23 protein-coding genes are annotated in these 25,453 nt (G+C 72.3%); 7 read left to right on the top strand and 16 right to left on the bottom strand.

Annotated elements, in window-relative coordinates; all coding sequences use genetic code 11:
- Positions 1-55: 55 nt before the first annotated feature.
- From ACUP6Y_RS01150 to ACUP6Y_RS01130, 5 genes are all read right to left on the bottom strand, one after another.
- The gene (locus tag ACUP6Y_RS01150; RefSeq protein ID WP_462553765.1) at positions 56-1,219 is read right to left on the bottom strand and encodes a CaiB/BaiF CoA transferase family protein; all 1,164 of its coding nucleotides are present in this window, start codon (positions 1,217-1,219) and stop codon (positions 56-58) included.
- A 99-nt stretch (positions 1,220-1,318) separates the two neighbouring features.
- Positions 1,319-2,584, bottom strand: coding sequence for a M15 family metallopeptidase (locus ACUP6Y_RS01145; protein WP_462553764.1), 1,266 nt, complete (start codon positions 2,582-2,584; stop codon positions 1,319-1,321).
- A 62-nt stretch (positions 2,585-2,646) separates the two neighbouring features.
- Entirely contained in the window at positions 2,647-3,210 is a 564-nt protein-coding gene (locus ACUP6Y_RS01140; RefSeq protein ID WP_462553763.1) for a TetR family transcriptional regulator, read from the bottom strand.
- Positions 3,211-3,269: 59 nt separating this feature from the next.
- Positions 3,270-3,464, bottom strand: a complete 195-nt coding sequence (locus tag ACUP6Y_RS01135) for a ferredoxin (protein ID WP_462553762.1) — start codon at positions 3,462-3,464, stop codon at positions 3,270-3,272.
- A complete protein-coding gene (locus ACUP6Y_RS01130) occupies positions 3,461-4,966 on the bottom strand; it encodes a fatty acid desaturase (RefSeq protein WP_462553761.1) in 1,506 nt (501 codons plus the stop codon). Before ACUP6Y_RS01130 ends, ACUP6Y_RS01135 begins: the two co-directional genes overlap by 4 nt.
- A 156-nt stretch (positions 4,967-5,122) precedes the next feature.
- Here ACUP6Y_RS01130 and ACUP6Y_RS01125 point away from each other — a divergent pair, with 156 nt between their 5' ends.
- Both ACUP6Y_RS01125 and ACUP6Y_RS01120 read left to right on the top strand, forming a co-directional pair.
- Complete coding sequence (locus ACUP6Y_RS01125; RefSeq protein ID WP_462553760.1) at positions 5,123-6,586, top strand: serine/threonine-protein kinase; 1,464 nt, start codon at positions 5,123-5,125, stop codon at positions 6,584-6,586.
- Positions 6,580-7,323, top strand: a complete 744-nt coding sequence (locus tag ACUP6Y_RS01120) for a M15 family metallopeptidase (RefSeq protein WP_462553759.1) — start codon at positions 6,580-6,582, stop codon at positions 7,321-7,323. The genes ACUP6Y_RS01125 and ACUP6Y_RS01120 overlap by 7 nt, the downstream gene beginning before the upstream one ends.
- Before the next feature lie 145 nt (positions 7,324-7,468).
- Here the strand turns inward: ACUP6Y_RS01120 and ACUP6Y_RS01115 are convergent, their stop codons facing one another.
- Complete coding sequence (locus ACUP6Y_RS01115) at positions 7,469-8,839, bottom strand: cytochrome P450 (RefSeq protein WP_462553758.1); 1,371 nt, start codon at positions 8,837-8,839, stop codon at positions 7,469-7,471.
- 103 nt (positions 8,840-8,942) lie between these two features.
- Positions 8,943-9,251 (bottom strand): hypothetical protein, encoded by a 309-nt coding sequence (locus ACUP6Y_RS01110; protein WP_462553757.1) that lies wholly within the window; start codon positions 9,249-9,251, stop codon positions 8,943-8,945.
- A 134-nt stretch (positions 9,252-9,385) separates the two neighbouring features.
- On the opposite strand from ACUP6Y_RS01110, the gene ACUP6Y_RS01105 reads away from it, so the two are divergent.
- Positions 9,386-10,648 carry a sensor histidine kinase gene (locus ACUP6Y_RS01105; protein WP_462553756.1) on the top strand — a complete coding sequence of 421 codons (1,263 nt, stop codon included), beginning with the start codon at positions 9,386-9,388 and terminating at the stop codon, positions 10,646-10,648.
- Complete coding sequence (locus ACUP6Y_RS01100; protein WP_462553755.1) at positions 10,630-11,310, top strand: response regulator transcription factor; 681 nt, start codon at positions 10,630-10,632, stop codon at positions 11,308-11,310. Before ACUP6Y_RS01105 ends, ACUP6Y_RS01100 begins: the two co-directional genes overlap by 19 nt.
- A gap of 111 nt (positions 11,311-11,421) precedes the next feature.
- On the opposite strand, the gene ACUP6Y_RS01095 is transcribed toward ACUP6Y_RS01100, so the two are convergent.
- Positions 11,422-12,942 carry a flotillin family protein gene (locus tag ACUP6Y_RS01095; protein ID WP_462553754.1) on the bottom strand — a complete coding sequence of 507 codons (1,521 nt, stop codon included), beginning with the start codon at positions 12,940-12,942 and terminating at the stop codon, positions 11,422-11,424.
- A 40-nt stretch (positions 12,943-12,982) separates the two neighbouring features.
- Positions 12,983-13,480 carry a hypothetical protein gene (locus ACUP6Y_RS01090; protein WP_462553753.1) on the bottom strand — a complete coding sequence of 166 codons (498 nt, stop codon included), beginning with the start codon at positions 13,478-13,480 and terminating at the stop codon, positions 12,983-12,985.
- A 141-nt stretch (positions 13,481-13,621) separates the two neighbouring features.
- Here ACUP6Y_RS01090 and ACUP6Y_RS01085 point away from each other — a divergent pair, with 141 nt between their 5' ends.
- Together ACUP6Y_RS01085 and ACUP6Y_RS01080 are read left to right on the top strand one after the other, a co-directional pair.
- On the top strand, positions 13,622-14,221 hold the full coding sequence (locus ACUP6Y_RS01085) for a TetR/AcrR family transcriptional regulator (protein ID WP_462553752.1): 600 nt from the start codon (positions 13,622-13,624) through the stop codon (positions 14,219-14,221).
- A gap of 66 nt (positions 14,222-14,287) precedes the next feature.
- On the top strand, positions 14,288-16,582 hold the full coding sequence (locus tag ACUP6Y_RS01080) for an MMPL family transporter (protein ID WP_462553751.1): 2,295 nt from the start codon (positions 14,288-14,290) through the stop codon (positions 16,580-16,582).
- A 110-nt stretch (positions 16,583-16,692) separates the two neighbouring features.
- Here ACUP6Y_RS01080 and ACUP6Y_RS01075 read toward each other — a convergent pair whose 3' ends face one another.
- The 4 genes from ACUP6Y_RS01075 to ACUP6Y_RS01060 are packed head-to-tail and all read right to left on the bottom strand — an operon-like array spanning position 16,693 to position 19,612.
- Positions 16,693-17,172 (bottom strand): glutathione peroxidase, encoded by a 480-nt coding sequence (locus tag ACUP6Y_RS01075; RefSeq protein WP_462553750.1) that lies wholly within the window; start codon positions 17,170-17,172, stop codon positions 16,693-16,695.
- Positions 17,173-17,212: 40 nt separating this feature from the next.
- Positions 17,213-17,830 (bottom strand): nitroreductase family protein, encoded by a 618-nt coding sequence (locus tag ACUP6Y_RS01070; RefSeq protein ID WP_462553749.1) that lies wholly within the window; start codon positions 17,828-17,830, stop codon positions 17,213-17,215.
- A 31-nt stretch (positions 17,831-17,861) separates the two neighbouring features.
- A complete protein-coding gene (locus tag ACUP6Y_RS01065) occupies positions 17,862-18,503 on the bottom strand; it encodes a response regulator (protein ID WP_462553748.1) in 642 nt (213 codons plus the stop codon).
- Positions 18,467-19,612, bottom strand: a complete 1,146-nt coding sequence (locus tag ACUP6Y_RS01060; RefSeq protein ID WP_462553746.1) for a sensor histidine kinase — start codon at positions 19,610-19,612, stop codon at positions 18,467-18,469. Before ACUP6Y_RS01060 ends, ACUP6Y_RS01065 begins: the two co-directional genes overlap by 37 nt.
- 137 nt (positions 19,613-19,749) lie before the next feature.
- Here ACUP6Y_RS01060 and ACUP6Y_RS01055 point away from each other — a divergent pair, with 137 nt between their 5' ends.
- The gene (locus ACUP6Y_RS01055; RefSeq protein ID WP_462553745.1) at positions 19,750-21,906 is read left to right on the top strand and encodes an MMPL family transporter; all 2,157 of its coding nucleotides are present in this window, start codon (positions 19,750-19,752) and stop codon (positions 21,904-21,906) included.
- Positions 21,907-21,914: 8 nt separating this feature from the next.
- Here ACUP6Y_RS01055 and ACUP6Y_RS01050 read toward each other — a convergent pair whose 3' ends face one another.
- The 3 genes from ACUP6Y_RS01050 to ACUP6Y_RS01040 all read right to left on the bottom strand — a co-directional run bounded on the left by ACUP6Y_RS01050 (position 21,915) and on the right by ACUP6Y_RS01040 (position 25,424).
- Positions 21,915-23,243: a DUF2786 domain-containing protein gene (locus tag ACUP6Y_RS01050; RefSeq protein ID WP_462553743.1), complete on the bottom strand. Its 1,329-nt coding sequence runs from the start codon at positions 23,241-23,243 to the stop codon at positions 21,915-21,917.
- Positions 23,244-23,375: 132 nt separating this feature from the next.
- On the bottom strand, positions 23,376-24,077 hold the full coding sequence (locus ACUP6Y_RS01045) for a UPF0158 family protein (protein ID WP_462553742.1): 702 nt from the start codon (positions 24,075-24,077) through the stop codon (positions 23,376-23,378).
- A gap of 108 nt (positions 24,078-24,185) precedes the next feature.
- A complete protein-coding gene (locus ACUP6Y_RS01040) occupies positions 24,186-25,424 on the bottom strand; it encodes a DNA cytosine methyltransferase (protein ID WP_462553741.1) in 1,239 nt (412 codons plus the stop codon).
- Between the last annotated feature and the right edge of the window lie 29 nt (positions 25,425-25,453).

Genomic DNA, 25,453 nt, shown 5'->3' with positions numbered 1-25,453 from the left:
GAGGAGTGAATCGGCGGACCAGGCGGGTGGACGGCGTGCTGCCGCGTCGCCGCGCTCAGCCGCCGATCTGCACCGCAGCCCCGCGCTCGATCAGCCCGTCGACGTCCTTGACGCCCCACGCCTCGAGCGCCTCGCGGGTGTGGGCGCCCGCGCCGGGGGCGGGCGGGTGGGAGAGCGTGGCCCTGGTGCGGGAGAAGCGCGGGGCGGGCTGGGGCTGCACGATCCCCTCGTGCTCGACGAAGATCTCGCGGCCCTTGATGTGGGGGTGGTCCTTGGCCTCGCTCATCCGCAGGATCGGCGCGACGCACGCGTCGGTGCCGTCGAAGATCGCGCACCACTCGTCGCGGGTCCTCTCCTTGAAGGTCGCCGTGATGAGCTCCCGCAGCTCGTCGGACCGCGCCAGGTCGAAGCGGTCCGGAGCAGTGTCCTTGATGCCGAGCAGGTCGACGAACAGCTCGTAGAACTGCGGCTCGAGCGCGCCGACCGACATGTGCTCGCCGTCGGCCGTCTCGTAGATGTCGTAGTACGGCGCGCCGCCGTCGAGCAGGTTCGCGGCCCGCTCCTCCTTGAAGCCGCCTCCGGCGAGGAAGGCCGCGGTCATCGCGTTGAGGTTGGCGGTGCCGTCGACGATCGCGGCGTCGACGACCTGGCCGAGCCCCGACGCCCGCGCCTCGACGACGGCGGCGAGGATCCCGATGACGAGGTACGTCGACCCGCCACCGAAGTCACCCACGAGGTTGGCCGGGAACTGCGGCTTGTCCTTGACCTGGCCCAGGCCGTGGAGGGTGCCGGTGATGGCGATGTAGTTCATGTCGTGCCCGGCGGCCTGGGCCCACGGGCCGTCCTGGCCCCAGCCGGTCATCCGCCCGTAGACCAGCCGCGGGTTGCGGGCGTGGCACTCCTCAGGACCGAAGCCGAGCCGCTCGGCGACGCCGGGGCGCATCCCCTCGACGAGGACGTCGGCCTGCTCGACCAGGTCGAGCACGGTCGCGACCGCCTCGGGGTCCTTGAGGTTGAGCGCGACGCTGGGGCGGCCGCGGTTGAGCAGATCGTGCGAGCCGCCGGTGAGCATCTGCCCGCCCGGGCGCTCCACCCGGATCACGTCGGCACCCAGGTCGGCCAGGATCATGCAGGCGTGCGGGCTCGGCCCGATGCCCGCGATCTCGACGACCTTGAGGCCCTTGAGCGGACCGGTTCCCTGACCCAGCGCGAACGTCATGGGGCGATCATGACACGGATCGTGACAGCAGTGGTGTCACGATCACTACCGTCCAGTAGTCTGCCGGCAGGGCATCCGACGCCGACCGACCGGCGCCGCCTACCCCGGGTTGACGATCCTCGCGAGCTCGAAGTGCATCGGATCGGTGTAGGCCCAGTCGCCACCCCAGGCGAAGCCCCACTTCTTGAAGATCGCCACGACGCCCCTGTCCATCTGGCCGACGGTGCCGCGCTGGTTGCCCGGCACGTTGAGGTCGAGCGCCAGCCCGAACGAGTGGTTGGACAGCTGGGTGGAGCCGGCGATGAAGCGCGGGTAGTAGCAGCCGGCGTACTCGCCCGCGTGGATCTTGTCGGCCAGTCCGGTGGTCTGGACCTCGGCGAGCGCTGCCTTGAGCTGCGGCATCATGAACCGGTTGCAGGTGACCGACCCGAGGATCGGGACCGCCTCGGTGACGATATGGGCCTTCACCCAGGCCGGGTCGGGCGCGATCCGGCCACCACCGACGGGCGTGTAGCGGAAGACGCCGACCGCGTCGCTGAACGCGCCGACCGGGATCGCCTGCTGGTAGGTGCCGGGGTCGATGCCGCTCTGGGCCACGATGTCGAGGGCGCTGATCGAGAACCGCTCCTTGCCGAAGGCCCTCTCGATCTTCTTGCGCACGACCTGCGGCGAGGAGAGGCCGGTGTTGATCAGCACGGCGTTGTCCTCGGGCAGCCCGAGCGCGTCTCCCCACGCGGCGTTGACGACCGCGTCGACCCCGTCGACCCCACCCGGGAACAGCGCGCCGATGTGGATCTTCTCCTCGTCGACCGCGAGATAGCCCAAGCTGTCGGGGACCAGCTCCTGCTCCAGCGCCTTGGGGATCGCGACCTCGCCGCCGGCGATCCGGTCCCACTGCTCCTGGAAGGTGGCCGAGTCGTTCCCTGTGAAGCGGCGGTACTCGCCCGGGTCGACGGCCGCGATGTTGAAGAGCTTGTTCTCCACCGAGAACTGGCCGTAGGACAGCTGCGTGGAGGCCGCGACGCCCGGCTTGCCCCGCACCGTCACGCCGATGATCGTGGCGAGGTCGTCGTCGGAGAGCGTGTCGCGCGAGACGAGGAGCAGGTCGTCGCCGTACTGCTTGCCGTCGAACGGCCCCGGCAGCGGTACGGCGTGCGCCGGGTCGGCCACCGCGGTCGTCGCGGTGGGGGTGGTGGCGCTGGCCGCGGCCTCGCTCGGGTCGGCCGTCGGCTCCTTCTCCGCGCCCTTCTGGGTGCCACCGCAGGCGGTGAGCGCGAGGAGGGCAGCACCGGCCGCGAGCCCGACCGCCGGCCGGCCCCGAGGGACCTGACTCTCGAGCCCCAGGGCGCGTCGCACCAACCCCATGAACCCCTTCCCTCCGCCGGGTCCTCCCGGCATCTCCCGAGGCGAGGGTAGTACGTGGCTCCTCAGCGAAGGACGCGTTCGGCGATCCACGCGATGTCGTCGGCCGTGCGGGCGGGATCGGCCGAGGGCTGCATGACGTGACTGAGGACCAGCCGCACGACCATGTCGATGCTGGCGGCGAGGCGGTCGGCCGGGAGGTCGACGTCGTAGGCCGTCACCCGATCGGCGACCACGATCTTGGCGCCCTCGAGCAGGTACTCCGAGTGTGTGGTCAGCAGCGGCAGCAGCTCGGTGTCCGCGCCGTGGGTCGCGGACACGACGGCGTGGAGCAGCGCGTTGTCCTCGGCGTACTTGAGCACCCGGCGCGCCGAGTCGCGGATCGCGGCGACCAGGTCGTCGGGGTTCTCGTCGAAGGAGCGGGTCACCCCGGCGAGGAAGCGGTCCAGCTCGCGCAGCACCATCGCCTCGGCGAGGTCGTTCTTGGTGCCGATCTCGTTGTAGACCGTCTGCCGGCTCACCCCCACCTCGTCGGCCAGCCGGGCCATGGTCACCTTCGCCCACCCCGAGCCGGTGGTGAGCTCGACGGCCGCCTCGAGCAGACGGTCGCGGAGGGTCGAGGTGGCCACCCCTGTGAGGGTAGCCACCCGGTCGACCAGGGCCCGGGTCCGGTCGGCGAGGAGGGACATCAGCCCTCGAGGGCGAGAGCGAGCACGGGGCACGCCTGCACGGCGGCGTACACGTGTGCCCGGTCGCCCTCCGGCGGGGCGTCGTCGAGGACGGTGACCTTGTCCTCGTCCTCGTCCACCTCGAAGTAGTCGTTGGCCATGGCCTCGCACATGCCGAGGCCCTCGCACTTGTCCAGATCCGCGACGATCTTCATGCCTGCACCTTCTCGGGGTCGAACGGGACGAAGTCGATCTTCTCGCGGACCCCGCAGTCGGGGCAGCACCAGTCGTCCGGGATGTCGGCCCAGGCGGTGCCGGCCGCGAAGCCCTCGTGCTCGTCGCCCGCCGCGACCTCGTAGACGTAGGAGCAGCCGGGGCACTTCGCGGCGAGCACCTCACCGACGAACTTCTGGGCGAACAGGTCCTCGGTCTTGATGGCGTGCTGCTGCGGCGGCGGGAACTTGGCGAGGTACTTCGCCTCCTTGCCGGGCGCGATGTTGGCCAGGGTGACATCGCCGTCGAGGTGCTCGACCACCCGGTGGTCCATCACCTTGCGCCACAGCGGCGGGATCAGCGCGAGGTTGATCATGCCGGCGTAGCCGGTCGGCAGGGCCGGGGACTCCTTGAAGTCGCGCAGCGCCTGGTAGCGCCGGGTGGGATTGGCGTGGTGGTCGCTGTGGCGCTGCAGGTGGTAGAGGAAGATGTTGGTCACGATGTTGTTGCTGTTCCAGCTGTGCATCGGCAGCACCCGCTCGTAGCGCTGCTTCTCGCCGACCCGCTGGCGCTTGAGGCCGTAGTGCTCGAGGTAGTTGACGACCTCGAGGAGCGAGAAGCCGAAGACGACCGTGATCGGGATGTAGATCGCGACCTCCCAGCCGTTGAGCGCGATCACGGCGGCCCACAGGGCGACGGACATGGCCCAGGCGTTGAGCACGTCGTTGCCGACGTGGAAGGGGTGCGTGCCCTTGCGACGGTAGCGCTTGGCCTCGACCTCCCACGAGCTCTTCAGCGAGCCCCAGACGGTGCGCGGCCAGAAGCGGTACAGGCTCTCGCCGAGGCGGGACGACGCCGGGTCCTCCGGCGTGGCCACGCGGACGTGGTGGCCGCGGTTGTGCTCGATGTAGAAGTGGCCGTAGAAGGTCGGCGCGAGGGTGATCTTGGCGAGCCAGCGCTCGTGCGACTCCTTCTTGTGGCCGAGCTCGTGGGCGGTGTTGATGCCGATGCCGACGACGCCGGCGATCGACAGCGCCCACAGCGCCTTCTCCCACCACGGCAGCTCGAGGTGGTCGGCCATCAGGTTGGCGCTCAGGTGAGCATCGCCCCAGTCACCGAGACCGACGTGGTTGAGCACCCAGGCGACCGGGTTGCCCTCGCCGATGATGTAGTAGCCCGCGAAGACGAGCGCGAACATCATCGGCACGTAGGCGAAGACCACCCACCGGTAGTAGCGGTCGTTCTCGAGCTCCTCGATGACCTCGTCCGGCGGGTTGCTCTGGTCGGTGCCCATCAGCAGGTCCATGAGCGGGATCATGAAGTTGACCAGGAACGGCGCGACCAGGGTGAAGCCCCACCAGCCGCCCGTCGCGATGTAGGCCAGCGCGAACAGCACGCCGAAGCCGGGGACCATCAGTCCCCACAGCCACAGGTAGCGCTTCTTGTCCTTCCACTGCTCCGTGGATCCCACGGGAACGGTCGCACCGACGGTCGGTCCGGTCATCGTCTGGCCTCCTCGCACTGCGGCAGCACTGCCGTTTGACAGAACGGTATGACTTGTCAAGTGTTTTGACAAGTGTGGCGGTTCTGTAAAGTGCCCGCCGTCACACCGCCGACGCGCGAGAATGGGCTCCGGACGAACGGGCAGGAGGTGGTCGTGATGACGGGCTACCCGCGCGAGGGCGAGACCTTCGGCGACTACCTGGTCGACGGCGTCCTCGGCCGCGGCGGCATGGGCGTGGTCTACGGCGCCACCCACACCCGGATCGGGCGCCGGGTCGCGCTCAAGGTGGTCGCCCCCGAGCTGGCCGGCAACGACGAGTACCGCACCCGCTTCCTGCACGAGACCGAGACCCTGGTCCGCCTCGACAGCCCCCACATCATCCAGGTGCTCGACCACGGCGAGGTCGACGGCTCGCTGTTCATCGCCACCCAGCTGGTCACCGGCGCCGACCTGGCCCACCGGCTCGAGGGCGGGCCGCTGCCGGTCGGCACCGCGCTCGCGCTGGCCGTCCAGATCACCTCGGGCGTCGCCGACGCCCACCGCGCCGGCGTCCTGCACCGCGACATCAAGCCCAGCAACGTGCTCGTCACCGGCTCGCCGGACGCCCCCTTCGCGTACCTGTGCGACTTCGGGATCGCCCGCGACACCGAGCCCGACCAGGGGCTGACGGCGACCGGCGCGGTGATCGGCACCTTCCCCTATCTCGCCCCCGAGCGGTTCGCCGGCGCCCCCGCGGCCCGCACCACCGACGTCTACGCCCTCGGCTGCCTGCTCTGGACGATGCTGACCGGGGCGCCGCCGTACGCCGGGACGCAGTTCGCCCTCGCCCGCGAGCACGTCGCGGCGCCGGTGCGCCAGCTCGCGGCCGACGCGCCATGGGTCGAGGACCTCAACGGGGTGCTGATCCAGGCGATGGCCAAGGACCCCGCCGAGCGGTTCGCCACGGTCGACGCGATGCGGGTGGCGCTCGACCACGTGCTGGCCGCCGTGCCGATGGACGTACGCCGGCTCGCGGTCCGGCCCGCGGAACCCGACGTCCCCGCGCCTCCGGCGCCGGCGCCTCCGGCGACCTCGCTCCCGCTGGCAACGCCGCCACTGCCGCAGCGTCCGGTCGCGCCGGCTCGCCGAACCGCGTGGCTCGCCCTCGCCGCGGGCGTCGCGGCCCTGGTCGCGATCGGCGTGGCGGCGGCGGTGCTGCGGCCGTGGGCGGCGGGCGAGGAGCCTCGGGCGAGGACCGCGACCCACGCGGCCTCGCCGGTGACCACCCCGGCCGACCCCGGCACCGGTGAGGTCGGCGGGGTCGCCACCACCCGGCCCGAGGAGCCGGCAACCGTCGCGGTGCGGGTGCAGGGCACGTGCGGCGATGGGAGCTGCTACCTCCAGGTCCGCACCGGCCCGTCGACCGACGACGCCGAGGCCCGCGACGACGCCGGCGCCAGCGAGCGCTGGGCGGACGGCACCGTGCATGAGGTGACCTGCTGGGAGCGCGGCCAGAAGATCTCCTCGCAGAGCCTGGGCCGCAGCTCGGACCGCTGGGCCCGGACCGTCGACGACACCTGGGTCGCCATGCTCCACCTCACCGACACCACGGGCGACGACCCGACGGTCCCCGCGTGCTGAGGCGCGTCGCGCTCGCTCTGGCGGCGCTCGGGCTCACGGTCGCGGGCTGCACCGCGGACCCGGCCACCACCCGGCCGGACCCGGTCGCCCCGGCGCCCACCGCCGCCCCGACGAGCCCCGCCACCACGAGCCCCGCCCCCACGGGCTCTCCGGCCCCGGCCGGCTTCACCTCCCACAGCCGCCGCCTGAGCGCGACCGAGCAGGCGGCGATGCGCGGGGTGACCTGGCGTCCCGGCTGCCCGGTCCCGCTCACCGACCTGCGCGTGGTCCGACTGGCGTTCCACGACTTCGCCGGCCGGCGCCGTACCGGACGGCTGGTGGTGCATCGCGACGTGGTCGCCGACGTCCGCCGAGTGTTCGAGCGGCTGTGGGACCTCGGCTTCCCGATCCGGCGGATGCGCCCGATCGAGGCGTACGACGGCGACGACTTCGCCTCGATCGAGGCCGACAACACCTCGGCCTTCAACTGCCGCCCGAAGACCGGGTCGAGCACCACCTGGTCACACCACGCCTACGGCCGGGCGATCGACCTCGACCCGCTGGAGAACCCGTACGTCCTGCATGGGCGCACCACCCACGACGGCTCGGTCCCCTATCTCGACCGTGCCACCGCGCGTCCCGGCGTGCTGCGCGAGGGCGACCCGGTGGTGGCGGCGTTCGACGCGATCGGCTGGCACTGGGGCGGCCGGTGGCACGACCCGGTCGACCACCAGCACTTCTCGGCCATGCCCGAGTGACCCGAGGAAGAAGGACCGCCGCGCCCGCTCCCCGACCCGGCGCAGACTGACTCCTGGAACGACGCCGACCCGGCGCAAAGCGAACCGTGGAACTTGTTTGCTTTGCGCCGGGTCGGCCCGGAGCTCGGCTCTCGTCGCGGCCGTCTCAGACCCGTACGGCCGTGCTGACCGGCAGCCGCTCGTACCCGCGCAGCACCCGGGTCCCGCGGCGCTCGGGTCGGCCGGCGACGTGGAGGTCGGGGTGGCGCTCGTACAGCGCCCGCAGCGCGACCGCGGTCTCCAGCCGGGCCAGGCTGGCGCCGAGGCAGAAGTGGACGCCGGCCGAGAAGGCGAGGTGCTGGTCGGCGTTGGCGCGGGCGACGTCGAAGGCGGCCGGGTCCGCGAACACCGCGGGGTCGCGGTTCGCGCCGCCGAGGTAGAGCAGGATCCCGTGGCCCGGCTCGAAGACCTTCCCCGCCACCTCGGTGCGCCGCAGCGCGATCCGCAAGGTGAGCTGGACCGGCGACTGGTGGCGGAGCACCTCGTCGACCGCATTGCCCCAGCCGTCGGGGTTCTCCTGCAGCCAGCGCAGCTGGTCGGGGTGCCCGTCGAGCATCGCGACGGCGTTGCCGATCAGGTTGACGGTGGTCTCGAAGCCGGCGGCGAGCACCAGCAGGCCGACCTGGTGCAGCTCGACCGGGTCGAGCCGGTCCGGGCCGTCGAGCAGGATCAGCTGGCTGATCAGGTCGTCGCCGGGATCGGCCCGGAGCCGCTCGACGTGGCCGCGGAACCAGGTGTGCAGCTCCCGCAGCGCGCCCTCCGCACGGCGGAACTGCCGCCAGGACAGGCCCGGGTCGAGGGTCACCGCGGCCTCGTTGCCGAGCGCGAGGAGCCGGCCGCGATCGTGCTCGGGTACGCCGAGCAGGTCCGCGATCACGGTCACCGGCAGCTGGGAGGCGTAGCGCTCGATCAGGTCGAAGTCCTCGACCCCGGCCAGCTCGTCGAGCAGGACGCCGGCCACCTCGCTCACCCGGTCGCCCATCCGGCCGACCTTGCGGGCGGTGAAGGCGCGCGCGACCTGCTTGCGGTACCGGGTGTGCAGCGGCGGGTCGACCGCCAGCATGGACGGCGGGTCCACCGGGCCGAGCGTGTCGGGGTCGATCACCTTGTGGTGCAACCAGCGCAGCGGCTTCGGGAGCTCGCCCTGGCCGCCCGCCGTACCGAAGGCGTCGCTGCGGAGCACCTCGTTGCACACCGCGTGGTCGACGCTCGCCGAGATCAGGTCGTTGGCACTGATCACGCCGCGTCCGCGCAGCTCCTCGTACGCCGGGAACGGGTCCACCCGCAGACCGGGGTCCATCACCATCCGGCTGATCAGGTCGCCCTTGCGGGCACCGCGCTGGATCAGGGAGCGCTGCAGCCCGTGGGCGAGGGTCCACGCGGTGAAGGAGCGCGGGAGGTCGACCGCGCGAGCGAGATCAGGCCAGGCCTGGAAGCTCGGCGGCGTCGCGAGCGGCGATTCGCGCCGATCTGGCAAGGCGGCGGAGCGACGACGTGCTGGATCGCCCTTTGAGCGACGCCAACGCAGCCAGATCGGATGCGAATCGTCGCGCAGCAGCCGGGGAGCTTCCAGACCTGGCCTAAGCGACCGCATGCGTCGTACCCAACTCCTCGTCGGTGCCGTTGTCCAGCACGGCCAGTACGCCACGGGCCCGCTCGGTGAGGACCCGGCGCTGCTCTTCGAGCACCCGCTCGGGCAGGTGGGTGTCGAGCTGGGTGCTGACGGCCAGGCGCCAGCGGTAGCGCAGCGCGGCGCGCAGGCCGTCGCGGTCGCCGAAGATCGCGGCGAGGTCGGCGTTCCAGGGCAGCTCGGGGCGCTCGGCGGTCCCGAGCTCCTGCTCGATGGCGCGCAGGGCCTGCCAGCGGCGGTGGGTCTCGGTCCAGGTCATGGCTCGAACCTACGGGCGCCGCCCGGCACGGACATCGGCCGACGGCAGGCACCTGGCGTCCTACCTGGGGAGGAGTCGGCGGGCCTCCCGCGGCGGGATGACCGGGACTCGCCGGGCTGCCTAGGGTGGTGGTCATGCTGCGCTGGTTGCGCGCCGGGATCGAGGCGAACCTCGAACGGCACCAGATCCTCTACCCCTGGTGGGTGCCGTTGGCCTCCCACCTCGGCCAGGTGCTCTCGGTGGTCGTCGCCCTCGCGCTGCGCGACGCGCTCTGGCCGCTCGACCCGCTGCTGGTCTGCCTGCCACTGGTGATGGTCTCCCCGATGGTCCAGTTCACCACCCGCCGCTGGCTGCCGTGGTGGGTCGACAGCGCCGGCAGCGTGGTCGCCGCCGCGCTGCTGCTGTCCCGCCCGGCCGACGGCGTACTCGACCTGGCGCCGGTGCTGCTCTGCCTCGCCACCGCCGAGATCACCGCGCGCGACGGCCTGCGCGAGGGCCTGGCGGTGGCGGCGATCGGGCAGGTCGTGCTCGTCGGGGCCGCGATCGGGCCGGGGCTGGCCGGCGCGCCGCTCTACACCTTCGAGCTGCTGCTGGGCTTCGTCATCGGCGCCATGCTGCTGTGGCAGATGCGCGCACTCATCGCCGAGCGCCGGGCGCGGGAGCAGGCCTGGGAGCGGGCCACCACGGCCGAGCGCGAGCGGATCGCCCGTGAGATCCACGACCTCGTGGCGCACTCGCTGAGCGTCTCGCTGCTCCAGGTCACCGGCGCCCGGCGCGCGCTGCGCGACGTCGGCGCGGCCGCCGGGGCGGCGGAGACCGCCGAGGCGGTGGCCGAGGTGGACGCCGCGCTCGCCGACGCCGAGCAGGTCGGGCGGCGCGCCATGGCCGACATCCGGCGCGCGGTGAGCGCGATGGCCGACGGCAGCTCCGAGCGCCACGCCCTGCCCGGCGCCGCCGACATCGCGGCGCTGGTCAGGGAGATGGCCGATGCCGGCCTCGCGGTGGAGTACGACGAGCAGGGCGACCCCTCGTCGCTGCCGGACGCCGCCGGGCTGGGCCTGTACCGGATCGCGCAGGAGTCGCTGGCCAACGTCGTCAAGCACGCCGGTGGCGCCGCCCCGGTCCGGGTCCGGCTCTCCGTGACCGGCGCGCGTGCCCGACTGCGGGTCTCGAACCCGCTGCCCGCCGGCCGGCCGCGCCCCGACGGACTCGGCTCCGGGCTGGCGGGGATGCAGGCCCGCGCCGTCCAGCTCGACGCCCGGCTCGACGCCGGACCGACGGGCGGGGACTGGGTGGTCGACGTACGACTGGGCGCCGGGCGTCCCGGACCCGGCTTCGACCTGCCCTGCGGCCGGACCCTCGGAAGGATGGAGACAGCGTGGCCGAGCCCGTGGTGAAGGTGGTCCTGGTCGACGACCAGGAGCTGGTGCGCTCCGGCCTGCGCCGGATCCTGCGCCGGCGCGACGGCTTCGAGATCGTCGCCGAGTGCGCCGACGGAGCCGAGGTGCCGGCGACCCTGGATCGCCTGGGCCCTGGCGGCGTGGACGTCGTGGTCATGGACCTGCGGATGCGCACCGTCGACGGGATCACCGCCACCCGCGCGGTCATCGCGGCCGACGGCCCGCCGGTGCTGGCGCTGACCACCTTCGACGACGACGAGATGCTGTCCGGAGCCCTGCGCGCCGGCGCCGCCGGGTTCTTGCTGAAGGACTCCTCCGCGGACGACCTGATCCGGGCCGTACGCACCGTCGCCGAGGGCGGCAGCTGGCTGGATCCCTCGGTGACCGGCCGGGTGCTGGAGCGCTTCCGCACCTTCGCCCCCGCACCGGCCGGCCCCGCTCCCGGCGGCGTGGACCCGCTGACCGCCCGCGAGCTCGAGGTGCTGCGCGCCATGGCGGTGGGCCGCAGCAACGGCGAGATCGCCGCCGAGCTGGTCATCTCCGAGCTCACGGTGAAGAGCCACGTCGGGCGGATCTTCACCAAGCTCGGCCTGCGGGACCGCCCCGCCGCGATCGTCTACGCGTACGACCACGGCCTGGTGCGACCCGGCGCGAACTAGCCCCGGAACTGCGCCGACCCGGCGCGAAGCGAACACCATTCGACGTTCGCTTCGCGCCGGGTCGGCGGGCAGATCTGAGCAGTCTGCGCCGGGTCGGCGGAGTTTGGGCGGTCAGTCTGCGCCGGGTCGGACATCCAGCTCAGCCGGGACGACGCTCTCCGTGGCGTTGCCGACGGACTTCTTGATCAGCGCCTCCAGGTCGAGGCCGGTGGAGGTCTTCAACATCTGCAGGGTCTGGGTGACGTTGTCGGTGACCTGCTTGGGCAGCGCGCCGGCGCCGTCGGTCGACAAGATGGTGAGCTGGTCGATCGCGGCGATCGGCGAGGCGACCTCCTTGGCGATCTGCGGGAGCACCTCGATCAGCATCTGCAGCACCGCGGCGTCGTTGTAGTGGGCGAACGCCTCCGCGCGCTTGTCCATCGCCTCAGCCTCGGCCTGGCCGACGGCCAGGGTGGCGGCGGCCTGCGCCTCACCCTCGGCCCGGGTAGCCTCGGCCTCCGCGACACGACGGGCCTTCTCGGCCTCACCACGCTTGGCACCCTCGATCGCCTCGGCCTCGGCCAGCGCGGCACGCCGGCCCTTCTCGGCCTCACCGCTGAGCGTGGTCTCCTCGGCCTTGGCCTGAGCGGCCGCGATGGTGGCCGCCTTGCGGGCGTCGGCCGCCGCGATCTCGGCGTTGCGGCGCCCCTCGGCCTCCTGCTCGACCCGGTACCGCTCGGCGTCGGCCGGCTTGCGCACCTGGGTCTCGAGCTGGCGCTCGGTCAGCGCGGCCTGCTGGACCGCGACCTTCTCCTGCTCGGAGAGGATCGCCTGGTCACGCTCGGCCTGGGCCAGCGGCCCGGACGCGGCGGCCTGGGCGGCCGCGGCGTCGGTCTCGGCCTTGATCTCGGCCTGCTTGAGCGCGAGCGTGCGCTGGGAGACCGCGATCTCCTGCTCGGCGGCGATCTGAGCCTGCTCGGCGGCCTGACGGGCGTTGGCCTCCGCGATCCGCGCGGCCTGACTGGCCCGGGCGGCCTCGGGGCGGCCGAGGTCGGCGAGGTAGCTGCCGTCGTCGGTGACGTCCTGGATCTGGAAGGCGTCGAGGATCAGGCCCTGACCGGTGAGCGAGGACTCCGACTCGTCGGCGACGCGCTGGGCGAACGCGGCGCGGTCGCGGATGATCTGCTCGACGGTCAGGCCGCCGACGATGGAGCGCAGCGCGCCGGCGAGCACCTCCTGGGTGAACGGCTCGATGTCGTGCTGCTGGGAGAGGAAGCGCTGCGCGGCGAGCCGGATCTGGTCGGCATTGCCGCCGACCTTGACGATCGCGACGCCGTCGAGGTTGAGCTTGATGCCCTGGCCGGACACGGCGCCGCGGATCTGCACGGAGATCCGGCGGCTGGACAGGTCCATGGTGGCCTGCTTCTGCACGAACGGGACGACGAAGACGCCACCGCCGAGCACGACCTTCTGGCCGGACAGGTCGGTGGTGAGCTCACCGGTCTCGGGGTTGATCACCGCCTTGCCCTTGCGGCCGGTGATGATGAAGGCCTGGTTGGGACCGGCCACCTTGTAGCGGCTGGTGACCAGCAGCACCAGGAGGATCAGCAGGACGACGATGCCGGCGATCGGCACCAGGACCTCGGTGTTCACAGCGATGACTTCCGTTCTCTTCGGAGGGTGGGGCGGAGGCTCAGGGTTGCCAGATCTCGGTGACGCTGACGGCGGTGGGCGAGAGCACACCGGTCACGTTGACCTCGGTGCCGGCCTCGATGGGCCGGTGGGCGGTGGCGTTGAGGCGCATCGGGTGGCCGCCGACGACGACTCGCACGACGCCGTACCCGTCACCGGGGATGTCGGTGACGACCTTCGCGACCAGGCCGACGCTGTCGCCGATCGAGACGGTGCCGTCACTCGGGCTGTCCTTGAGCACCCGGGTCAGCCACCAGGCGAACCAGCCGACGACCACGCCGCAGCCGGCGCCGATCACGAGCGAGGCGGGGAGCGGGAGGCCGGCACCGTCGCTGGCCGCGCCACCGAAGCCGAAGGCGGACACGAAGCCACCGACCACGGCCGAGGAGATCCAGTCGGCCTCGAGCGCGTCGAGGGCACCGTCGAGGAGGTCGCCGACGACCAGCGACAACGCGAGCAGGACGAGCCCGGCGACGCCGAGCACGAGGAAGACGGTCACGAGTTCTCCGGGGAAGGGGGACGGGCTCTGGATCGTATCCGCCGGGTCCTGCACCAAACCGTGGTTTGCCGATCCCGCCGGCGGCACCGCGGGCCGTGACGGTCGTCACAAAGTTGCACCACATGGAGAACTAGTGCAAAGATGCACTCCGTGCCCAACCTATGCAGTCCCAACCGCCGCGAGGCCAAGCGCCACCAGACCGCGCTGCGCCTTCAGGAGTGCGGGCTGCGGCTGACCCTGGAGCGGGGCTTCGACGGCTGGACCATCGACGACCTCGCCGTGGCCGCCGACGTGTCGCGCCGGACCGTCTTCAACTACTTCGACGGCAAGGCCGACGTCGTCCTCGGCCCGGGGATCGAGGTCGACCAGGCGAAAGTCGACGCCTTCGTCGCCGGAGGGCCGACCGGGCGGCTGTTCGAGGACCTGATGGCGCTCGCCCACGAGGCCATCCGGGACCGGACCGACGAGCAGCTCATCACCTCGCTGCGCGAAGCGGTCGTCAAGGACAACCGGCTGCTCGTCCTCGTCCACGACCGGCTCGAGGAGGCCGCGACCGGCCTGGTCGAGTGCGTGCGGCAGCGCGAGGGCGAGGACTTCCCGGCCCAGCAGGCGCGGCTGCTGCTGAAGCTGCTGCTCACCTTCTTCGACCACGCCCTCGACCGGACCTCGGCCGACCCCGCCCTGACCTTCACCGAGCACTTCGACGCAACGGTCGCCGACGCGCGGACCGCTCTCGCCTGACCCCTTCCCCACCCCAGTCCTGCCCCGGAGACCCCGGCCGCAGCCCATCCCATCAGGAGACCCCACATGGCCCGCCTGCTCTATCGCATCGGCTCGACCGCCTACCGGCGGTGGCCGTTCTTCATCGCCGGATGGCTGCTCGTCGCCGTCGTCCTCGGCAGCCTCGCGGCCGCCTTCTCCAAGCCGATGACCGACGCCTTCTCCATCCCGGGCATCCCCTCGGAGAAGGCCGCCGACATCCAGCAGGAGCTGTTCCCCGAGTCCGGCGACGCCTTCGACGACGCGTCGGTCAACCTCGTCGTCGCCGCTCCACAGGGCCACACCCTGGCCGAGCCGACGTACCAGACCGCGATCCAGCAGCTGATCGACGGCGTACCCACGCTGCCCCAGACCGGCACCGAGAACCCCGGCCTGGTCGCGCCCGCCGCGGCCGCCGAGGGGATGCCGGCCGCCTTCTCCACCCTCTCTGACGACGGCCGGATCGGCACCATGTCCTTCGAGTGGGACGTCGACTCACCGTCGGACCTGAAGACCACCACCATCGACGACCTCGAGGACCTGCTCGCCGACACCACGGCCGAGACCGGCCTGATCGCCGAGGCCAACGGTCCCGGCATGGCCGTGATGGAGCCGCCGGGCGGCTCGTCCGAACTGATCGGTCTCGGCATCGCGCTCGTCGTCCTGGTGCTCACCTTCGGCTCGCTGCTGGCCGCCGGCATGCCGCTGCTCAACGCGGTCTTCGGCGTCGGCCTCGGCATGACCGGGATCACCGCGATGACGGCGCTGATGGACATCGGCTCCAGCACCCCGATGCTGGCCACGATGATCGGCCTCGCCGTCGGCATCGACTACACGCTGTTCATCCTGGCTCGCTACCGCACCGAGCTGCACCACACGAAGGACCGCGCCCACGCAGCCGGCATCGCCGTCGGTACGGCGGGCTCGGCGGTCGTCTTCGCCGGCCTCACCGTCCTCATCGCGCTCTCGGCGCTGGCCGTCGTACGGATCCCGTTCCTGACCGCCATGGGCCTGGCCGCCGCCGCCACCGTGTTCGTCGCGGTGCTGGTCGCGCTCACCCTGCTGCCCGCGCTGCTCGGCCTGACCAAGTCGAAGTCCTTCGCCGGCCAGGTACGCAAGTACGACCCCAAGCGCGACGAGTACGGCCGGATCCACAACAACGGCGTGCGCTGGGCGCGACTGCTCGCCAAGGCGCCGGTCGCCTGGGCCCTCGGCGTCGTGATCCTGCTGGGTGCGCTGGCCGCCCCGATCTCGCAGATGTACCTCGCGTTCCCGACCGACAGCACCTCCCCGACCGACACCACGCAGCGCAAGGCGTCGGACCTGATGACCGACGCGTTCGGCCCCGGTCGCGAGGGTCCGCTGCTCGTCGTCGTCGACGGCCGCAAGGTCACCGACGACGACCAGCGCCAGGCCGCCTTCGACCGCGTGGTCGAGTGGGCCGCGGGCCAGGACGACGTCAAGAGCGCCGACCTGGTCGCCACCAACGCCGAGCGCGACGCGGACGGCGCCCCGGTCGGGACCGGTACCGGCGCGATGATCCAGATCGTCCCGTCCTCCGGCCCGGACGAGCCGGAGACGCTCGACCTGCTGGAGGCGTTGCGCGACGGCCAGGGCGCGATCGAGGACCAGACCGACACCGTCGTCGGCGTCACCGGCCTCACCGCCATCACCACCGACGTGTCGGACCGGCTCAACGGCGCGCTGCCGATCTACCTCGCGGTCGTCATCGGCCTGGCGTTCGTACTCCTGGTCCTCGTGTTCCGCTCCATCCTGATCCCGCTGACCGCCACCTTGGGCTTCCTGCTCTCGGTGCTGGCCACGCTGGGCGCGACGGTCGCGATCTTCCAGGAGGGCGCGCTGGGGCTGTTCGAGGGCCAGCCGATCGTGAGCTTCATGCCGATCTTCCTGATCGGCGTGGTGTTCGGCCTCGCCATGGACTACCAGGTCTTCCTGGTCACCCGGATGCGGGAGGCGCACGTCCACGGCCTGCCCACCCACGAGGCGGTCATCGACGGCTTCCGCAACAGCGCCCGAGTGGTCACCGCCGCCGCGACGATCATGATCGCCGTGTTCTCCGGCTTCATCCTCGAGGACACCGCCGTCGTGAAGTCGATGGGCTTCGCGCTCGCCGTCTCGATCGTGTTCGACGCCTTCGTCGTACGCATGGTGCTCATCCCGTCGGTGCTCTACCTGCTCGGCGAGAAGGCCTGGTGGCTGCCGAAGTGGCTCGACCGGATCCTGCCCAACGTCGACGTCGAGGGTGAGTCCCTCGAGCGCGACTCGGCACCGGTCCACGTCGGCGCCGACCTCGACGGGGACAAGCAGTTGGCGGGGGTCTGAGGGCTGCAGGTTTCTCAAGGGATGTCGACGAACCTGCACTTCCCAGTTCAAATTTGAACTGGGCAGTGCAGGTTTCGCTGCATCCCTTGAGAAACCGACACCAGGAGCGCTCAGCCGAGGGCGCGCTCGATGTCACCGGAGATCTTGGCCGGCTCGGTGGTCGGGGCGTAGCGGTCGATGACCTGGCCGTCGCGGCCGAGGAGGAACTTCGTGAAGTTCCACTTGATCGCGCCACCGATCAGCCCGCCCTGCTCCTTCTTCAGCCACTGGTAGAGCGGGTGGGCCTGCTTGCCGTTGACGTCGACCTTGGCGAACATCGGGAACGAGACGCCGTAGTTGCGCTCGCAGAAGGCGGCGATCTCGTCGTCGGTGCCGGGCTCCTGGTGGGCGAACTGGTCGCACGGGAAGCCGAGCACGGCGAAGCCGCGGTCGCCGTAGGAGTCGTAGAGCTCCTGCAGGCCCTGGTACTGCGGGGTGAACCCGCACTTGGAGGCCGTGTTGACGACGAGGACGACCGAGCCGTCGTACGACGACAGGTCGACCTCCTGGCCGTCGATCGCGGTGGCCTTGAAGTCGTGGAGGGAGGTCATCCAGCCAGTCTGGCACGCACGCCCCGGGCCCCGGGCTCGGTCAGTCGCGCTCGGCCACGGTCGGCCCGGACGGGGTCAGGCCGGACCAGGCCACTCCCCAGGCGCCGTACGCCGTCTCGGCGAGCGGGCGGCGGTGGCGCTCGCGGTGCTCGCGCTCGGCGTCGCGCTCGGGCACCTCGGCCGGGTTGCCACGCACGCCCACCGCGATGCCGGCGAGGAGCCGCGCGGCGTCCGGGATCCCGAGGGCCGCGGCCGCGCCGTCGTGGTCGAACCCCCCGAACTGGTGGGCGTGCAGGCCCATCGCCCGTGCCTGCAGGGTGATGTGCGCCGAGGCCTGCCCGACGTCGTGGGTCGGGATCAGCACGTCACGCAGCTCGACGCCGTCCTGGCCGAGCTCGACCACGGACAGGAGAACGAGCGAGGCCCGCGGCACCCAGCCGGAGTTGCCGCGGCTCAGGTGGGGCACGAAGGCCGCGTGCTGGGCGCTGCCGCGGGGCGCGACGACGTAGCGCCACGGCTGCCGGTTGCCCGAGCTCGGCGCCCACTGGGCGGCCTCCAGCAGCCGGGTGACCTCGGCGTCGGTGAGCTCATGGTGCGCGTCGAAGACGCTCGGGCTCCAGCGGGACCGCAGCGGCTCGGCGATGTCGACGGGGTTCATGGGGTCGAGTATCGCCAGGGGCAGCAAGGGCCTAGAACCGCAGCCACTCCAGGACCGCCCGCACCCGCCGGTGGTCGTCGGTGTCGGCGGGCAGGTCGAGCTTCGCGAAGATGCTGTTGATGTGCTTGGCGACCGCCTTCTCGGTGACGACCAGCGCCTGGGCGATGCCGGCGTTGGCGCGGCCCTCGGCCATCAGCGCAAGCACCTCACGCTCCCGCTCGGTCAGCCGGTCGACGGGGGTGTCGCGGCGGCGGTCGAGGACGGCGGCGACCACCGACGGGTCGAGGACGGTGCCGCCGCCGGCGACCCGGCGCAGGGCGTCGACGAACTCGGCGACGTCGGAGACGCGGTCCTTGAGGAGGTAGCCGACGGCGCCCTCGCCGCTGGCGAGCAGCTCGCGGGCGTAGAGCTGCTCGACGTACTGCGACAGCACGAGCACCGGGAAGCCCGGGCGCCGGGTCCGGACGGCGATCGCGGCGCGCAGGCCCTCGTCGGTGAACGTCGGCGGCATCCGTACGTCGACCACGGCCGCCTCGGCGCTGGGGTCGTCGAGCGCGTGCTCGAGCTCGGTGAGGTTGTCGACGGCGGCGATCACCTCGAAGCCCTTGGCCTCGAGCAGCTGGGTGAGGCCGGCTCTCAGGAGCGCGTGGTCTTCGGCGAGGACGATGCGCACGGGATCTCCCAGCTGACGACGGTCGGTCCCCCGACGGGGCTTGACACCGACAGCATGCCGTCGAAGGCGGCGAGCCGGGCGGCCACCCCCGGCAGGCCGGAGCCGGTGCGCAGGTCGGCGCCGCCGCGGCCGTCGTCGCCGACCTCGGCCCGCAGCGTGGCGCCGTCGTGGTGCAGGGTCACCCACGACTGCGCGGCGCCGGCATGCTTGGCGGTGTTGGCCAGGCACTCGGCGACCGCGAAGTAGACGGCCGACTCGACCGGCGCCGGCAGCCGGTCCGGTACGTCGAGCGCGAGCTCCACCGGCACCGCCATGTCCAGCGCCAGCGCGGACACCGCGCCGGTCAGGCCGCGGTCGGCGAGCACCGGCGGGTGGATGCCGCGGACCACGTCGCGCAGCTCGCCGAGCGCGGTGGACGACGTACCGCGGGCCTCGTTGATCAGCTTCCGGGCGGCCAGCGGGTCGGTCTCGAAGAGGTCGTCGGCGAGGCCCAGGCTGAGGGACACCGCGGCCAGCCGGGCCTGCGGGCCGTCGTGCAGGTCGCGCTCGATGCGGCGCAGCTCGGCGGCGGAGTGGTCGACGACGACGGCACGGGAGGCGGTGAGGTCGTGGACCCGGCGCACCAGCTCCTCGGTGCGGCCCGGCGAGAGGATGGCGCGATCGACCCAGGAGCGGGCCTGCATCAGCGGGACGGCGGCGTAGCGCCACAGCGGCAGGGTGACGACCGCGATCATCAGCAAGAACACCAGGAACGACAAGACGATGCCGCCGGTCATCGCCCACAGCATCCACAGTAGGTCGCGCCAGGTCGCCGGATCGAGCGCACGGGCCCGCAGCGCGCGCAGCGGACCCGGCGGCGGCGGCAGGTACGGCGCGGGCACCGGCTCCCCCATGACCGTGGCGGCCATCCGCCGGTGGGCGTTCGCGATCAGCCGGCCGAGCGGCAGCACGCCGAGCAGTAGCAGGATCCCGACCCACACGACGGTGAGCACGCTGCTCACCACGATCAGCACGAACACCACGATCACGGGCACGAACAGCAGCACCTGGGCGAGCGCCACACCGGTGACCTTGAGGGAGCCGGCGGGTCGGGTCGGTACGTGCTGCACGACTCCATCCTGACCGACCGGCTCGGATCGCGCAGTGGTGCAGGCACCACCGGCGGACGGGACGCTCCACCCCTGACCGTGCGCCCCCGCGTCGGAAGTCTGGATCCATCTCTCCCACCCCTCTCCCAGGAGTCCTCATGTCCCTCTCGCTGAGTGCGGTGCCCACCCGGGCCGCCCGCTGGAGCGCCACCCATCCGTGGCGCGCGATCGGCGCCTGGCTGGCGTTCGTCGTGGTCGCGGTCGGGCTGGCCGCCACCGTCTCCACCAACGACGTCCAGGACGCCGACTACCGGGTCGGCGAGTCCGGCCGGGCCGAGGCCATGGTCGAGCAGGCGGGTCTCGACCGGCCGCCGTCCGAGAGCGTGCTGATCCGCGCCCGGTCGGGCCGGTTGGACACCGCAGCCGGTCGGGCCGCGGCGGCCGAGATTGCCGAGCGGATGCGGATCGCGCCCGGCGTGGCGGGGGTCGGGGACGCCGTACCGAGTGCCGACGGGGCGGCCCTCCTCCTCCCCGTCGAGCTGACCTCCGACGACGTCGACGCCGCACCGCTGCTCGCGGTGACCGCCGCCGTCCAGAAGGCGCACCCAGACCTCGAGGTCGCGCAGGCGGGCGACGTCACCATCGACGAGGCGATCAACGACCGGGTCGGCGAGGACCTGCACTCCGCGGAGTTCATCAGCCTGCCGATCACGCTGGTGCTGATGCTGCTGGCCTTCGGTGCGCTGATCGCCGCCGGGCTGCCGGTGCTGCTCGCCGCCACCAGCGTCGCCGCGACGATCGGCATCAGCGCGCCCATCTCGTGGCTGGTCCCGGCCGAGTCGACGGTGCTCAGCATGATCGTGCTGATCGGCATGGCCGTCGGCGTCGACTACTCGCTCTTCTACCTCAAGCGGGAGCGTCAGGAGCGCGCCGCCGGCCGTACGACGCTCGACGCGGTCGCCATCGCCGCCGAGACCTCGGGCCACGCGATCCTCGTGTCCGGCGGCGCCGTGATCGCCGCGCTGGCCGGGCTGTTCGTGCTCTCCGACGTCACCTTCGACTCGCTGGCCACCGGCGCGATCCTCGTCGTCGCGGTCGCCGTCCTCGGCTCGATCACGGTGCTGCCGGCCCTGCTGGTCAAGCTCGGCCGCTGGGTCGACCGGCCCCGGCTGCCACTGCTGTGGCGGCTCACCCGGCGGGTCCCGTCGGGCACGATCAGCGGCCGGGTGCTCGGCCCGGTGGTCCGCCACCCCGTCGTCGCGCTGGTCGTCTCCTCGGTCGGCGTGGTCGCGCTCGCCGTACCCGCCTTCGGCTTGAAGACCCACCAGGCCAGCATCGAGACCCTGCCCACCGACATTCCCGCCGTGCAGACGCTGCGCGCGATCACCACGGCGTTCCCCGCCGAAGGCACCGCCGCGCAGGTCGTCGTCACCGGCGCGCCGGAGGACGAGGCGGGGCCCGCGTTGGAGCGGCTCACCGCCGCCGCCGGCCGGGACGGCTTCGTCACCGACGGCGTCCAGGTGCGCACCTCCGCGGACGGCGCCACGTCGGTCGTCGACCTGCCGCTGCCCTACGAGGAGTCCGACGACCGCGCCACCGCGGCCATCGAGCGGCTGCGCTCGACCCTCGCCCCGGCGGCACTCGACCGGCTGGGGCAGGACAGCTCGTGGGCGGTCGGCGGCGGCGCGGCGGAGTCGCTGGACCACCAGCAGCAAAGGGACCAGCGGATGCCGTGGCTGCTGGGCTTCGTGCTGCTGCTGACCATGGTCATGATGGTGCTGGCCTTCCGCAGCGTGCTGCTCGGGCTGGTCTCGACGGTGCTCAACCTGGCGTCGGTGGGCGTGGCCTTCGGCCTGCTGTCGATCGTCTTCCAGCACGGGGTCGGCGCGGACCTGCTCGACTTCACCAGCCCCGGCTTCGTGATCGAGTGGATCCCGATCTTCGTGCTCGTGGTCCTGGTCGGGCTGTCCATGGACTACCACGTGTTCGTGCTCAGCCGGATCCGCGAGCTCGTCGACCGCGGCCTGCCCGCCCGCGACGCCGTCCACCGCGGCATCGCCGACACCGCCGGCGTGGTCACCAGCGCCGCCGCGGTGATGGTCTCGGTGTTCGCCATCTTCGCGACGCTGTCGATGATGGAGATGAAGATGATGGGCGTCGGGCTGTCCGCCGCGATCCTCATCGACGCCACCGTGATCCGGCTGGTCGTCCTGCCCGCCGTGCTGGTGCTGCTCGGCGAGCGGGCCTGGCCGCGTCGGGCCCGCCGCTCGGCGACCACCGCGGCCGCCGCGCCCGAACCGGCGCTGGTCCGGTGAGTCGGACCTCAGGTGGTGAGCTGCCCCGCATCCAGGCTCGCCTCGTCGGCGGCACGGCGACCATGGAGCCGGCCCAGGTGGTCGTAGCCGCCCCGCAGCGAGGACTCCCTCAGCGAGTCGCCGTACCGCTCGGTGACGAAGTCCTGCACCGCCTCCTCCCGTGCCCGCAGGACCGGCAGCGCGGACACGACGCCCTCCTCCCCGAGCGCCGAGGCGTTGACCACCTCGAGCCGTTGCGAGATCCGGTCGGCGTAGGCGATGAGGAAGGACGAGCGGAACGACGCACTGCGCGCGCGACGGCCGGCGGCGCCGCGGCCGGCGTCGGCCATGGCCCGCTGCGCCTGGATGAGCAGGGAGGTGAAGAGCAGCTCCACGACGGCCAGGTCGTCGGCGTGCCCGAGCACACTGCTCATGTGCCGGCCGGTGAGGTAGACGGCACGACACCGATTGGCCGCCGCGACGACGCTGAGGAGCATCGACTTGGCGTCGGCATAGGGCGCGTCGATCGGGATCCGGGTCATCCGGGGCACGTCGCCCGGGTCCGGGTGGTCGAGAAGAGCCTGATCGATCGCGTGGCGGGTCATCAGCTCCTGGGCCTTGGCGGTGAAGGTGGCCGCCTCCTCCTCGAACTCCGTGGCCTCCGCCTTGGCCAGCAGCTTGCGGACGCGGTCGAGCAAGGGGTGCTGCCCGAGACCGCGCAGCGGTGCCCCGACGGTGACCGTCGATGCCGGAGCGCCCGGCGGCGGGACCAGGACGTCGAGCGAGCCGAGGCGCGCCGCGACCCGCGCGAACACCACCACCTCGCGGTGAGCCTCGGTCCGGGTCAGGCTCTCCCGCTCACGCCATTCGGTCAGCCACGGTCCCCGCGTCGACAGGGTGCGGCCGCCGAGCGAAGCGACCTGCTGTGCCCACCTCGCATCCAGCGCCTGACCGGTCCGCTCGTCATGGTCGACGTGGATGACCAGCTCGCAGAGCCGGGCGAGCAGCGCGCTCGTCTCGATCCGGATGTGCCGGCGCAGCTCGACCGGCTGCCATCCTCCGGCCCACAGTTCGCCGACCAGCTCGACCAGCAGGCTCTGCGCCTGGTCGTCGACCAGGCGCGCCGGATGGGTCTCCAGCTCGCGCATCGTCGCCGGCAGCCGATGGACGTCGGCATCGCCGGCGAGGAACGCGCTCAACCACAGCGTCCGCACGACCTGATGGTCCGGAGTCGGGCGGGGCTGCTCGGCGTACCCGAACGGGCCTGCATCGCCCCGCTCACCCCTGCTCCGCGGCGTGCCCCGCCGCGCCTTCTGGCGCGCCTTGGCAGCCCGGCGCGCCTGGTTGTTCTTTCCCACTGTCCAGCCCCTCGGTGACGCATGTCGTCGGTCGGGCCCATCACATCAGATGTCGCCCATCGCCGGATCGTCCCTCCACAGGGAGCCGGGCCCACCCGCTGGCGGACCGCCTCCGCGGCTCCCCACCCGTGCTCATCTACGGACGGGCGTGTAGCCCTGGACCGCCAGCCAACTCCGGGCCCGGCCGCGTTGGCGGTCGTTCGAGAACGCGAACCACCGGACCAGGTGGTCTGGCTCCTCGGCCAGAGCGTCCTTGAAGCGACGAAACGGTGCCCGTCCCGACAAGGCACGGCTCAGCCTGTCCGCAAGGCGGCGATCGTCGAGGCGATCGATGAACCCCTCCATGTCGCGGAACCCGTCGCGGGAGCCTTCGCAATGCACCCACAGCCACCGGTCGGGATCGTTGTCGTCCTCATCGATCTCGCCGCTCTCGCGGCCGTACTCGAGGGAGGACTGAGTCCAGACCTCGCCGCTCGCCAGGTCGATCCGGCCTCCGCCGTACATCGGATCGCCCTCGAGGATCATCGAGAGCTCTTCGAGGTCGACAGCCAACGACCGCAGCATCGAGGTGGGTCCGGTGCCGTCGGCTGCTTCGAGGGCGGCGACGAGCTCGGCGTCTCCGTCCCAGTCACGCTCCGCGAGCCGAGCCACGCAGGTGGCAGCAGGCCCGGCAGCCCGATCGACGCCTGTACGCAAGGCCGTGACCAGTCCGTCACCGATCAGCTGCAGCGCGTCCTCGGGCCAAGGATCCTCGGCCAGCAGGGAGACCAGCGCGGCGCTGTCGCCGGCGTACACCAGCCCTCGCAACCGGGTGTGCAGGTCACGCTCCTCCATGGGCCATCTCCATCCTGTTCAGATCAGTGCTTTCGCAGCCGGGTGGCCTACCTGAGCCCCGGCAAGAAGTCGCCGCCCCCTCCGGGATGGCGTCGGCGCCCTCCGCGCCTAGCGCCCGGCGAGCGCCGGCTGCGCGATCTTGTAGCGCCGCTCGACCAAGCTCACCACACGGGCCAGGGCCGGGCTCATCGCCTCGGCGTTCGTGCTCCGGAAGTCGACGACCTCGGCGTCCAGCGCCTCCACCGGCTGCGCCAGCGTGCCGCGGACGGCCGAGGCGAGCTCCGCGGCGAACTTCGGGGGGATCGCGTTGCCGATCATCGTCGCCACCTCGGCCTTGTTGCCGACGAACCGGAAGCTGTCGGGGAAGGTCTGCAGGGCCGCCGCCTCCCGGAGGGTGAGCGTGCGGTCCTCGGTCGGGTGGACGAACTCCCGCGTCGCCGCTCCGGTGATCGCCTTCGACGGCTCGTCGGCCCGCAGTCGGCGAAGCCCGATCGGCGCCCCGCCCCGCCGCTCGGTCGGCATCCCGTCGCGCACCCGGCGGTTGGCCCGCGCCGCCCAGCTCTGGTGCTGCAGATGCTCGGGCAGATCGCGCATGGTCTGCCCCGGCCGGAGCGCACGGATGCGCGCCAGCTCCAGCTCACCCGGCTCCCGCGCCGCCGCCCACCGGTCGTCGGGATGGACCGACACCCGCGCCAGGGCCTCGGCCGCCGTCGCCGTCGCCGGCAGCCCGGCACCCACGCGCCAGACCCCCGGGGCTCCCGACGCGCTGTTGGTCGGCGTCATGCGGCCGGGCCGGCGACCGAGCGCCGCGATCACGATCACCCGCTTGCGCAGCTGCGGCACGCCGAAGTTCGCGACGTTCAGCTTCTCCAGGCCGATGACGTAGCCCGCCTCGATCAGCGGGTCGAGCAGGTCGACGACGAACCTGCCCTCGGATGCGGTCAGGAAGCCCTCCACGTTCTCGAAGACGACGACCGGCGGCCGGACCTCCGCCGCCAGGCGCGCGTACCAGCCCACGAGCGTGTTGCGTACGTCGCCGTCCGCCCGCGTCCCCGCCGACGAGAACCCCTGGCAGGGCGGCCCGCCCGCCATCAGGTCGGGCGCACTCCCGCCGCTGGCGCGCACGATCTCGGCGGCCGACAGGTCCCGCACGTCGATCTCGGCGAAATCGTGTCCCGGGAAGTTCGCCCGATACGTCGCCGCCGCCGGCCGCCACACGTCCGACCCGAGCCGCACGTCGAAGCCCCGCTCGGTGAGACCGCACGCCAGCCCGCCCGCGCCGCAGAACAGGTCGACTGCGCGCAACGGGTCCGAGGACTCCCCGGGCCGCGCCGGGGGGAGGTGCATGGCGCTCACCCTATCGACGGGCGCCGACC

It is taken from the genome of Nocardioides sp. S5-5, from assembly GCF_054954065.1.
This window is presented reverse-complemented; position numbering and strand designations above follow the sequence as displayed.